The organism is Ekhidna sp. (assembly GCF_040223195.1).
GTDB lineage: Bacteria > Bacteroidota > Bacteroidia > Cytophagales > Cyclobacteriaceae > Ekhidna.
This window is the reverse complement of the sequence record NZ_JAVKDX010000022.1, coordinates 211,253-223,524: the sequence shown is the minus strand read 5'-3', so window position 1 is coordinate 223,524 and position 12,272 is coordinate 211,253. Positions and strand designations below refer to the sequence as shown.

Annotated in this window: 11 protein-coding genes; 5 read left to right on the top strand and 6 right to left on the bottom strand. The window is 42.5% G+C overall.

Annotated features, from left to right (window positions below):
- Positions 1 to 25: 25 nt before the first annotated feature.
- From atpC to RLN88_RS14610, 4 genes are all read left to right on the top strand, one after another.
- On the top strand, positions 26 to 277 hold the full coding sequence (gene atpC, locus RLN88_RS14625; protein ID WP_350222156.1) for an ATP synthase F1 subunit epsilon: 252 nt from the start codon (positions 26 to 28) through the stop codon (positions 275 to 277).
- A gap of 188 nt (positions 278 to 465) precedes the next feature.
- Positions 466 to 1,008 (top strand): RNA polymerase sigma factor, encoded by a 543-nt coding sequence (locus tag RLN88_RS14620; protein ID WP_350222155.1) that lies wholly within the window; start codon positions 466 to 468, stop codon positions 1,006 to 1,008.
- Positions 998 to 1,594: a hypothetical protein gene (locus tag RLN88_RS14615; RefSeq protein WP_350222154.1), complete on the top strand. Its 597-nt coding sequence runs from the start codon at positions 998 to 1,000 to the stop codon at positions 1,592 to 1,594. Before RLN88_RS14620 ends, RLN88_RS14615 begins: the two co-directional genes overlap by 11 nt.
- Positions 1,572 to 2,603: a hypothetical protein gene (locus RLN88_RS14610; protein ID WP_350222153.1), complete on the top strand. Its 1,032-nt coding sequence runs from the start codon at positions 1,572 to 1,574 to the stop codon at positions 2,601 to 2,603. The genes RLN88_RS14615 and RLN88_RS14610 overlap by 23 nt, the downstream gene beginning before the upstream one ends.
- On the opposite strand, the gene RLN88_RS14605 is transcribed toward RLN88_RS14610, so the two are convergent.
- Complete coding sequence (locus RLN88_RS14605; protein ID WP_350222152.1) at positions 2,592 to 3,191, bottom strand: aminotransferase class IV; 600 nt, start codon at positions 3,189 to 3,191, stop codon at positions 2,592 to 2,594. The two genes, RLN88_RS14610 and RLN88_RS14605, sit on opposite strands and share 12 nt — an antisense overlap.
- 77 nt (positions 3,192 to 3,268) lie before the next feature.
- Between RLN88_RS14605 and RLN88_RS14600 the strand changes: the two genes are divergently transcribed.
- Positions 3,269 to 6,157 (top strand): CHAT domain-containing tetratricopeptide repeat protein, encoded by a 2,889-nt coding sequence (locus RLN88_RS14600; RefSeq protein ID WP_350222151.1) that lies wholly within the window; start codon positions 3,269 to 3,271, stop codon positions 6,155 to 6,157.
- Positions 6,158 to 6,234: 77 nt separating this feature from the next.
- Here the strand turns inward: RLN88_RS14600 and RLN88_RS14595 are convergent, their stop codons facing one another.
- The 5 genes from RLN88_RS14595 to RLN88_RS14575 form a co-directional block, all read right to left on the bottom strand.
- Positions 6,235 to 8,967: a CBM96 family carbohydrate-binding protein gene (locus RLN88_RS14595; RefSeq protein ID WP_350222150.1), complete on the bottom strand. Its 2,733-nt coding sequence runs from the start codon at positions 8,965 to 8,967 to the stop codon at positions 6,235 to 6,237.
- Between the two features lie 135 nt (positions 8,968 to 9,102).
- Positions 9,103 to 10,209, bottom strand: a complete 1,107-nt coding sequence (locus RLN88_RS14590; protein WP_350222149.1) for a fatty acid desaturase family protein — start codon at positions 10,207 to 10,209, stop codon at positions 9,103 to 9,105.
- A gap of 128 nt (positions 10,210 to 10,337) precedes the next feature.
- Positions 10,338 to 11,303: an aminodeoxychorismate synthase component I gene (locus tag RLN88_RS14585; protein ID WP_350222148.1), complete on the bottom strand. Its 966-nt coding sequence runs from the start codon at positions 11,301 to 11,303 to the stop codon at positions 10,338 to 10,340.
- On the bottom strand, positions 11,287 to 11,598 hold the full coding sequence (locus tag RLN88_RS14580) for a DUF6787 family protein (protein WP_350222147.1): 312 nt from the start codon (positions 11,596 to 11,598) through the stop codon (positions 11,287 to 11,289). The genes RLN88_RS14585 and RLN88_RS14580 overlap by 17 nt, the downstream gene beginning before the upstream one ends.
- A complete protein-coding gene (locus RLN88_RS14575; RefSeq protein ID WP_350222146.1) occupies positions 11,585 to 12,268 on the bottom strand; it encodes an RluA family pseudouridine synthase in 684 nt (227 codons plus the stop codon). The genes RLN88_RS14580 and RLN88_RS14575 overlap by 14 nt, the downstream gene beginning before the upstream one ends.
- Positions 12,269 to 12,272: the final 4 nt, after the last annotated feature.

The window sequence follows — 12,272 nt, the reverse complement described above, 5'->3', positions numbered from 1 at the left end:
AATTACTTTTAATAATTAAGAAACTATGTTTCTAGAAATAGTAACACCAGACGAGAAAGTATTCGAGGGAGAAGTAATAAGTGCATCGTTCCCCGGGAGCGATGGATCGTTTCAGGTATTGAACAACCACGCAGCGATGGTTTCGACACTTGGCAAGGGGGATATTCGATACAAACCTGAGAAAAAGGAAGAGGTTCATATCCTTGTGGAAGGGGGCGTTGTAGAAGTGATGAACAACAAAGTGAATGTGCTGGTGGAAAAAATTCTTAGTGAATAATTAAGAGTTAATAAGGAAATCAAAAGCCATCTGCTAAGTAGTAGATGGCTTTTTTATTTATTGTGCTTCGACCTTCTCAGCTTTTTGCATCCCATCGTGGTAAATTCCCAAGTAGGAAAAATTGGATTCTTTTTTGTGTTCAGACAACCAACCAACTTTAATTCGCATTCTCCTACCAAATGCTTCTCTTGAATACCAAAGACCTAATCGAAAAAAGTACATCCGGAGACCGGAAAGCACAGCAGCAGCTCTACAAACGTCTGAGTATTCCGATGATGGGTGTCTGCATTCGGTATATGAAAAATGAGGCAGATGCGGAGGATGTACTTCTTGAAGGTTTTTTCAAGGTCTTTAATAATCTGAAGAAGTTCAGTTACGAAAGTGAGCATGCTTTTTTTGGATGGGTGAAGCGCATTATGGTGAATGAAGCACTGATGAAACTAAGGAAGAATAAAGAGATTCAGATTCTGACTATCAACGAGGACCTGGACAAGGAGATAGACATTTCTCCACTCGAAAACCTTCAAACCGCAGATTTGCTAAAAATCATCACGGAAATCCCCGTGGGTTATCGCACAGTCTTCAATCTCTATGAGATAGAAGGCTACTCTCATCAGGAAATCAGTGAACAGTTGGGAGTGTCTGTTGGCACATCCAAATCACAATTATTCAAAGCAAAGAAGCTTCTTCGTGAAATGTTGGAATCAAAAAATTCAGGGTATGGCTCATAACAATTTTTCAGAAAAATTAGATCAAATATCTGCTGGTGATTTGGGCTTCTCATTCGATGAGGATGCATCATGGATAAAGCTTGAAGCGAGATTGAATAAGAAGTCATTCATTTTGGAAAGGCGATGGTTGGCGGCAGCCTGTTTATTCATCGCCATCCTTACGATACCCTTCACTCTACTCAAAGAGTCCTCGCATAGCGTATCAGATCGTATGGTTATGGAGAGCCATGAAATTGAAATAGTGGAGAAACCAACTCAAATCGTTGTACCGGTATATGAGGGTACAAAGAGATTCGAACGCACACCAATAACTATTGAACCAAAGAAAATTGAATTAAGCATAGCAGAGATCGATTTCAGGCCAATAATCCCGCTGAAGAAAGTGGAGGTGAAGGCCGGTGACACATCTACTCCGCAATTTGCTGCAGAAGATATTTCGATCATCCAGGCCAGTCTCGAGGGTGCCAGGGTCGAAAAGGGTAAGAATTTGTCCATAAGAGCTCAATGGCAGACTTCTCCCAATGAAGTAAATGTCGATTATCAAGCATTAAAGATTAAGCTCTATGAAAAAGAAAAGAAACACTAGATATGCGATCCTCGGACTTCTTCTGATAGGAATGAGTCAGGGATTCGCTCAGGAATTGCAGCCACTAAGCGCAAATTTCCCTGACACACTGACACTCCAGACGGATGTAGGTAACAAGGTCACTTTCGCCTTTAACCGCATGAGTCGGAAAAGGGTGTACTTCAACAATGACCTGTGGAAATCCACCGTGAGTGTAATGGAGACTGCAGTCCGGAACTCAGACCTGAACCCAGGATTACAGGTGACCTACAGAAAGGTAGCTCAACCCGATGGTGAAGTAGCCAAAGTGGAGGTGAAGCCGCTGAAAGAGGCGAATGATGTGTATCTCATCGGGAAGGATGGGATGATCCAGAGAAAGGCAGACAGGACAGAGTTTCAGCTCCTTTTTGATCAGGTGGTGGTCAGCTTCTTTGTCAGTGATTTGTCTGAACTGGAAGAAGTTAAAGCACTGGATATTCAATCCGTATGGTCTCAGATTGACATGAAATTCGAAGATGAGGGCAAGCGAAATCAGTATTTGGGAGATGGGAAATTTAGATACGGAAAGGCTCAGGTTGACCAACTAAGAGCAAAGGAGCTGGGGCATGATCATATTGAGATTACGTTTGTTGGGATAGGATTGGGATACTATCGGGACCGTTTTGTTCCAGACATTGGAAGTAGGGTTTCCTTTAGGCTACAAGATAGATTGGGGAATGACTGGATGGAATTTGGCGTCTTGTATACCCAACAATATTTCTTTTCGCGCGATGAAGCCAATAAGTATCAGTCAGATTTGAATGGGTGGATTACCGGATTCTGGAAAATGAACACAGGAAAAAATAACGAAATGGGAATAGGTATTGGTGGGTTAATCCATCGGGATGGAGGTTATTTCGAGGGGAGTACCTGGAAGCTATCCCTTTACAACAAAGGGTCCAACTCAAAGGTGACATTTTCTCCTGAGCTGATTTTTACCAATGATTTTGAAAAAATGTTCCCGGCGTTGAGGCTCGGACTATCGTTTTAATATCGCCGACAGAGGCACTTCCACCTCACTCAGATCCAGCATCGCATTGATCAGACTCACTTTTTCAAAAGCACCCAGTTCGGAAATCCGGATGGGTGCTTCTTTTATTTTCCCCTCCGCCAGTAGCTGAGTTCGCCTCACACCCTTGAGCAAGGGGGTGTCAGGAGTCAGCCATTCATTTCCATTCCAGAAGGCAAGATTGAAATAGGAGCCATCAGTAATGCTGCCATTCATCGCAATGATGATGTCATCCGCCTGCGAAGACCTGAGGAGTTTTGCGATTGGGGTACGATTCTCATATTTCATCGAATAATCAAACGGAGGGGAGTGTACGACCTCCAGGGTATTAATTTTTCGTGGCTGATATTCTGAATACTCAATGTCATACTCAGCATCTTCAGAATCCATGTCATATACGATTCTCACCTTAAAAACACCCTCCATCTGTAGGTGAGGCAGTATTCGTGAAAGGTTGTGCGCATCATTTTTTGGAGCAAACTTCTCAAAAACATGATCCATTCGTTGCTGATGATACGAAAGGTTTTTGTACTCACCGTCCTTCAGAAGTATGCTTTCTATAAATCTCATGTTTTTCGTGTGCTGGTAAAATTCTAACTTTATATCCAAATAATCCTAACAATATGCGCCTTACCATATCACTCATAATGCTAATTGTTTTTTCATCCGCTGCATCGGCTCAGATCAACTTTAACAAGCTGAAAGATCGAGTGAAAAAGGCGGTAGAAGAGGAGGTTGATCCTGAAAAATTGGTAAATCAGGACGATAGGATGGCCAAAATCCGAGAAGAACAGTTGGTTAAGGATACCTCGTATTACAACTACATTTTTTCACAAGGCAATCGATCCTCTTTTTTTGCCAATAGGGACAGCAAAGAAAACCTGCTGGTGACGCTGGCCAAAAACTATGAAGACGAAGATACAGAGCCGGTAAAACTGGAGGTCTATGAGCAGGTCTTTGACCTCAACAGGGCAGCAGAGCTATCCGTTTACATTCATCCGGGTGCGGCCACCTTGAACCTGACAGAAGCGCTGGAATTGATGATGGATGATGCTCCATCTTTTGAAGAACCATTTGTCATCAAGGAGCTGGTGCGCATGGATACAATGAATGTTGCGGATAGATATGCGCTGGGTAAAACCATCGCCAACATTTCGATCCTGATTCACGCGGAGGGCAAATACAAGCTCGCAGAGAAATTTCTCGATGAAACAATCAGCTACTTTAAGGAGATCATAGGAGAAAATACTGTGGCGCTTGCTTCGCTCTACTGCAATCATGCCACTATCTCACAATCCCAGGGCAGGTACACTGAGGCAGAAGAATATTTTAACAAGGCGGAGCAAATCATGCAGAAGAATGACAGGGAGGGTTCACTTTCTCACGCCCTGATTTTAAACAATAAGGCGCTGCTCTATAATGAAATCGGCCAATACGATAAGGCCCTTCAAACCATCGATTTGGCTACCCGATATGCAGATGGGGCACTTCGTGAAAAAGGCAGGGACAATGTGGGATTTGAGATCAATAAAGGCCTGATCCACTTTAGTGCGGGTGAATATGAAACAGCTGAACGTATCTTTCGGGAGATTATCGAGCTGAAGGAAAAGCGATTTGCAAAAAATCAGACAGATGTGGGCAATGTGAAAAATTACCTGGCATCCACCCTGATGGAGATGGGCAAAACCAGTGAAGTGCCCGCACTTTTGGATCATTCGTTGGATATTTTTCGAAAAAAGTATTCGGAATCGCACCCGGCATACATCAAGACCCGGCACAATCTCGGGCGGTACCACTTGATCTCCGGTAATTTGTCTGAAGCAAAGGGCATCCTCATGGAAGTAAACAACGCCTACCTGGAGACATTCAATGAGTTTCATCCTGACTATCTCAACTCCATGGAAGATCTGGCGGTCGTGTCTTGGAAACTCGGAGATCACGCGCAGGCCAAATCATACTTTGAGCGTGCGCTCACGAGCAATCTGGAGCTGGTAGAGAAATACTTCGGTGCGATGAGTGAATATGAAAAGGCACAATACTGGGCGAAGATCCGACCCTCAATCCTCAAGTTCTTTGCTTTTGCAGTGGCTCGTCAGCCCGATGATCCATCCCTGCTTACGGACATGTACAACCTTCATTTAAAGACGAAGGGAATTCTTTTGAGTGCTTCTACAAAAGTTCGAGAGCAAATTTTAAGTAGTGATAATGAGCAATTGAAGAAAACCTACCGGGAGTGGGTGGATGCTAAGGAAAACCTGTTACTCTATTACTCCTATTCAAAAGAACAATTGCAGGAGCTAAAAATCGATATCAGGGCTGAAGAGGAGAAGGCAAACAATCTGGAAAAAGAACTCAACAAAATGTCAGCTGCTTTTGCTCAGTCCAACAAACTGCCAACCACCACCTTGGCAGAGGTGAAAGGAAAGCTGGCGACCGGAAGTGCAGCCGTTGAGATCATCGGGTATCCGCAATTTGATCGAAGCTTCACCAGTCAAAAGAACTATGCTTTCCTGATTGCCGACCTGCAATCGGTTCACCCAAAGCTCGTATTGATTGAAGAAGGCCAGGATTTGGATACGAAATATGCGAAGGCATACCTCAACATGGTGAAGATCAAGGCGACTGACCGGATCACCTATGATAAATTTTGGAAGCCGGTAGATGAGATGCTGGGAGATAAAAAGGAAGTTTATTTGTCTCTGGATGGCATCTATTTTCAGGTAAACATCGGCGCATTGCAACGTCCGGACGGCACGTTCGTTTCAGACAATCTCAACCTTCATTTGTACGCTAGCACACGCGATCTGGTAAATGCAAAAACGAGTGGCTTCTCTTCTAAAAAGGCAGATTTCTTTGGGTATCCAACCTTTGGTTCGAGGGGATTACTCACCGATCTCCCGGGCACCAAAGTGGAAATAGAAGCAGTGAGCCAGATCACACGCTCGAAAGGATTTACCGCCAAGACCTATATGCAGAATGAGGCGTCTGAAGAAAACTTCAAACGAATCAACTCGCCATCTTTGCTTCACATCGCCACCCATGGCTTCTTCCTGCCCGAAAGCCAGGCGTCAGGAGAGGCGGTATTTGGAGTGGAGGTAAATCAAGCCAGAGACAACCCACTACTTAGGTCTGGCCTGATGCTGGCCAATGCGGAGCAGGCGATGGGGGATGAGACCTCTGGTGCGGAAGTCAGTAGCACCAATAACGGCATCCTCACTGCCTATGAGGTGATTACCCTCGATCTGAAGAACACCGACCTGGTGGTACTCAGCGCCTGCGAAACCGGGCTCGGGGAGATCAAATCCGGCGAAGGTGTGTACGGACTTCAGCGGGCATTTCAGGTGGCCGGGGCAGAGTCGGTAATCATGAGTTTGTGGAAGGTGAGCGATGAGGCCACCAAGCAGCTGATGACCAATTTTTACAATGAGTGGATGGGGGGCAAATCAAAAGAGGCTGCATTTTCAGCAGCACAAAAAAAGCTCAGAGAGACATTCCCTGAGCCATATTATTGGGGTGCGTTTGTGATGCTGAACTAAGCTAAAAGAATTGGCCTTTGATGAATTGAATATAATATGTGTGTCAAGCTGATTTATGTTGAAAGTCAAGCCATGAGCTATTCAATTAAGAATTTTTCAATCAATTCATCTCCTGTATCAAAGGTAATTCGTAGTACATACAAACCTTTGCTTAGAGAACTTATTTCGATTTCCTTGACACTTTGATCTTTAACCTCAAAAGTACCCTCTTGAAGAATGCGACCATTTAAGTCAATAAGAGAATAGTACGAAATTTTCCCTAGACTTCTTATCATTACTTTATCAGAAGTTGGGTTTGGGTAGATTTCAATTTTTTGTTCATTATAGTGGCCAGCATTAGAAACTATAGGAATTTCTCTGGCTGAACTTTGACCTGAATACCCAATGAAAGTTATTCTTGGGATTAGATCACTATTCATTGTCTCTCTTGAATGAAACGAAATATTTCTTTTGCTTCCATTTTCTTCACCTTTTAGTACCAAGCTCAACGTATCATGTGATTGTAAGGCTTCTTGATTGACAAGAGAAGTAATATCCCATTCCATTTTACCAAAAGAACCCAATATTTTGTCGATATACGTTCCCGACGCATTTGGTTTGTTATCCCAGGTTATTCCCGTCTCTGTCCAAGAGTTATCAGTGACCCCAAAAACCTGATAATTAGTAGTTGGTGCATCTTCATTGACCAAGCTTGGAGTAAGAATCAAGAATGCTTTTTCAACAGAATCTATATGACTAATGTCAAATTTTAAATATGACTCTCTTTCTGTTGAGGAATTATCATAACGCTTAACAGCTATTTTACTTTCCGTACCGAAATTGTTAGATGAATGCGTTCCACTTCTTACGTAACTATCAGCTAACACATTAAGGCTATTTTCTGTAAATGTTAGTTTTGGAATAACAGACTTACCATTTTGATTTGTAGTGGAGTAGAATCCAATTCTACGTTGGTTTCCTTCTTCCTTGCCAACAATAGCGATGCTTAATACCTTGTTTGCGTTTATTTCTTCATTTATAGCGTCGGTCAAATCAAAGACCACTTGGCTACTATCACCCAATTTTGAGTCCAAAATCTCTGTTTGATAGGCAGGTTTATTATTCCACGTCAACTTAGTTTCATCCCATACATCATTGGTAACACGATAAACTTCAAAATTTGTAATGTCACCATCCGAATTGATGGATTCAGTAGTCATCGTAAGCAGCGCGGATGATACAAAATCCAGATTGCTTAAATCAAATTTCAAATATGCTTCTCGGATAGTTGTGGAACCTGGGGTGTTATTTTTTATTAACAAGTTATTTTCACCGTCATAATTTTCATCAGGTAAGCCATTTCTGACGAATGTGTCTGCAGCGGGCACTAAATAAGTTTGATTTCCATCTATATTATTAGCCATTCGGTGTTTATTGGCAACATGCCATTTGACACCACCATCATCGGAATATATCAATGCCCATGCATAATGCATTTCACAAGGATCTTCTGCAGCACATTCTGAGCTGTATCTTGATCTTAGTGCATTGGCGCTATAAACTCTTCCCATGTTATCAATAAAAAGCCGATGGTTCCAATTGGTATAGTAATCAATTTCGTTCAAGTAGCAGCTGCTAGTTAAATCACCGCATTGAACCATGAGAAAGTGCTCATTTGTAAAATTATGCGACTTAGTACGAACAAGTCCATTATCTCCCCACCTTCTTCTACTTGTTACCAAAGACTCATTTTCATAGTTGACAATTAGTGAGGGATATGATAACCCATTCTGAGCTAAATCATTGATTTCTCCAACCTCATGTTGAAGTGTGAAATCATCTATAGTTAATTTATCCGACCCATGGTTTGAAAGGTAATATTTCATACTTCCAGAGTGAGACCCTATGATAATATGAAGTCGACCCATCCCATCAACAGCTATTTCTGGAATGCAATGACCATCTGGATATTTATCTATCTTCTCATCCGGCTTATGTGCTGTATCAAAAAATGAATTAGATCCAGAAATGATTGAGTTGGTAGTTCTGTCAATGGCGGCCAGTACAATTGATGTCTTGCCTTTGGTTAAGTCTGTAGGGTGGTAATCCCCAGGCTGGATATCAGCATATGCGATATATGTGATATCATCGTGCGTTGCAGCCCATGATCTAGATCCCGAATGGGTTGATCTGTGCAAAGCAGAATCAGACAAAATAAGTGTGCTAGTCAAGTCTAGTCCATTATCATAGCTGGGTAAATAAATAGTAAGGGTATTTAGATGTGAATAATTTAAGGAACCATGTAGTTTATCGCCTGTTCTTTCCCATAATCCGATGATTGGCAACCATGAAGTTATATCATTATGCCCTCGATTTGATTCAATAAAGAGGTCGGCATCATTTCTATTGTCGATATCAAAAAAATGATGGAATTCGAAAGAACTTGCGGTATCCTGAAAATTATTGCTATAAACTAGAACCGGAAATCTATAGTTATCCTGATTTTGAGGTTTTGGATTACGGGGATAAATCGCGGCAAAAAGCTCATTGTTAGGTGTAATGGAGAGCATTCCATTGGCGTGATACAATGTGTCGACTGGCTCAAAATCAACTGCTGAGTGTGTTCCTCCATCTACATTGGAAGCAAGATATGAAGTAAGTTCACTTTTAAAATCGATAACCTGCTCTACACCATCATCATCCAGATAGTATATTTTACCAAATTGCTCCTTGTAAGTATCATTGAAGTAATAAGGTCTATTTTCTGAGTCGAAAGCAAGCGAGGATGGAGCCCTAAAGTCATCTCCATTTAATGCTTTAGTGGAATCCATTTGAAAGGTTTGGCCGAATGATTGCGTTCTTGAAATAAGAAAAAATAGAAAAATGAAATATGAATAGATTTTCATAGAACAGTTCTTAGCGAAAAAACCAATTTTGTACAATTGCAAATTTGACATAGCTTTTTCTTAAGTGGCCTGAAAGGATCTTACCTGTAAATCCTTTGCGCTCCCCATTTCCTTCATGTGCTTGAAGTGGCTGGCCACTGCAGCACCAAACGATGGAAATGCGAAATAAGGAAGGTTAAATTCTTTTACGGTCTGCTGCACCAGCTTGGAAATGGCCGGGTAATGCACATGGCAGACATCCGGAAACAAGTGGTGCTCGATCTGAAAATTTAGTCCCCCCAGGAACCATGAAAGCACCTTATCATCCATGCCGTAATTGCAGGTCGTTCTTAACTGATGCACGATCCAGCTGTGTTTCACATGCTCATCTTCTTCCAGGAAAAACTCAGCAGGTTCCACCACATGGGCAGTTTGGAAAATCATCGCCAGCATAATCCCGGTAATGCAGTGGGAAGCAAAAATCATGAGGATGGTGATCCAGGCAGGAACTGGAATAAGGAGTACCGGAAGCACAAGGAAGACGATCCAATAGAAGACTTTTCTAAGGATGACCTTCGTGAGTTCCATTGGGAAGTCCTTTTTCTTGATCAGTCCTTCTCTACGGTAGTCAAAGACCTTAATAAAATCTTTCGTGGTGATCCACTCAAGTAGAGGCACGCAGTAAAAGATCGGTGCATAAATATGTTGGAACCTGTGAAACCACATATGTGGCTGGTTGGTGTTGTATCGGAAGACAAATCGTGGCAGGATGTCCTCATCTGTATGTTCGATGTTGGTATAGGTGTGGTGCAGCACATTGTGCTGAATGTGCCAGATGAGCTTATCCACACCCACGATTGTAGCGGAAAATGTCATCAGGTTGTTCATAGATTTCTTCTGAAAGTACGACCCGTGAATGGAATCGTGCATGATGGTGGTGCCAATGAAGGCTTTGCCCACACCCATAAAAAGCCACAGCCCCATCAGAAGCCACAAATTGGTGAATCCTCCCAGGATCAGCAAAAAGTAGGGAACCAAATACATGGACAAGACAGAAATGGTCTTAATGATCATTTTGGTATTTGCATGGCGCTGGATATCGTTATCCTGAAAGTAGGCGTTTACCCTTGTTCGCAGGGCAGTTGCAAATTCCTTGTCCAGCTTATTTTCAAATTTGTATCTGATCATGTCTCTTGCAGTTTCATTTTTTACCTAACACCCCTAAAAAGAAAGTGTTTAATAAATAGAACCGCAAAGTTATCAAGAAAACGCTGAGAGTCAACCAGGTACATCGGATGATAGGAAGCTTCGAACGATTATAAGGGGAGGTACACCTTGTCCACCATCTCCTGATATTCCTTCTCAGCCTGACTGAAAGAAGTAATACCTCCTCCACTACAAAAGATTAAGGTTTCGTTATCTTTTTTGATAAACCGGATCATAACCCCCGTATCCAGTGATTCTCCATCAAAGTGACCGCAGATCCCGGTGTAAAATCCACGATCATAAGATTCAGCTTTCTGTATGATTTTTAAAGTTTCTGGCTTTGGAGCACCGGATATAGAGCCTGCAGGAAGCAGCCTGGAAAGGATAGAACCAAGCTCTCCTCTCCAGTTTTTGTCCAGCTTCCCTTTCACTTCTGAGCTTACCTGCAGTAATTTCTTATCGTTGGTTTCGAGCTGTTCGATGTATCGAAATTTTGTTACCTCTACTTTTTCGGCTACCTGGCTCAGGTCATTTCGGATCAGGTCCGCGATGGTTACGTGCTCAGCCCGCTCTTTGACATCATCCATGATTGTTTGCTCAGCATTGGGCAAATCAGCATCGATGGTTCCTTTCATGGGGTACGAATAGATATGGTCACCATTGATTTTCACAAAAGTCTCTGGCGAGAAAACGACAAATTTATCCGGCACTAAGAGTTTGTATTTGGCCTTGGAGTACGCAAAGATTTCCTCCAGGCTGAGGTTGGTCTCAATGGGGGTTTCGAAGGTAAGATTGGTAAGAAATGAGTTGCCGATGTTGATTTGATGAATGACTTGATTGAATCCTTGTTTGAACTTCTCTAGACTTATTGGTTTTTTCTTAAATGTCAACAGCTTTCTGTCGACTGTCGACTGTTGACTTTTAGAAAAATCCGAATCAATATCTAGTCTGAAATACTGTTCTTCGGAAGACTTAACACACCACTGCTCTCCCAAAAAATCGCAATAAAAAGAAAATGGCAAGCCAGCCGCTCCCAATTCATTTAGCCTCGATATCGCTTCATTCTTTGTCAGCATTCACACTGATCCCAAAACGTTTGAGCATTTTCTGCTCGTATTTCCAAAAGAAGTCAAATTGCCTGAAAAGAAATCCGTAGAAAAGCAGGATGACATTATAGAAAGGCAGGATCAGGATCCAATAGGAAATTTGGAACCAAAGCGGACGAACCCCATCCTCAAATAGCAAATGGATGAGGGGTTTTTTGATCAAAACCACCGTGGTACCTGTGCAGGCAAAAACCAGCATGATAATAATAAACTGCCAGTTACTTTCCAGCCCCCACTTTTTCTTCAATTTTTCAATCCAACTCATTGATGAATGCCTGGAAATCAGGCCATTTTGGTTTTGCAATTACTTTGATCGGCTCATTTTTCACCGGATGTTCAAACTCTAGTTTGTAGGCATACAGATCGATGCTCTTGTCCTGATTGGCTTTGGAAAACCCATACTTCACATCTCCCCGGATCGGAGTTTGATTCTCTCGCATCTGAATACGGATTTGATGAGGACGTCCCGTCTCCGGCGTGACTTCCAGCAAAGAAATTTTGCTGTGAGTGGCCAGCATGCGGTAAGATAGAATGGCCTCTTTGGCGTTTCCTTTTTGCTTGGTACGTGTGTGTGCTTTGTTTTTGCTCGAATCCTTGTCCAGCCAATGTTTGAGCGTCTGTTCAGGGTTTTTTGGAACACCATCAACGATTGCCAGGTATGACTTTTTAATGGTCCGATCTCTAAAAAGCTTGTTCATGCGTTCCAGCCCTTTGGATGTACGGGCAAAAATCACCAATCCGCCGACCGGACGATCCAACCTGTGACAAGGCTGACAAAATACGTTTCCCGGCTTGTTATATTTTCTGCGAATGTATTCTGTGGCCCAGGCAGTGAGCGTGCCGTCACCGGTATCGTCTGCCTGCACCAGCCATCCGGTTGGCTTTTCCACAATCAGGAGGTGATTGTCTTCGTATTTGACTAATGGAACACTCATTTTG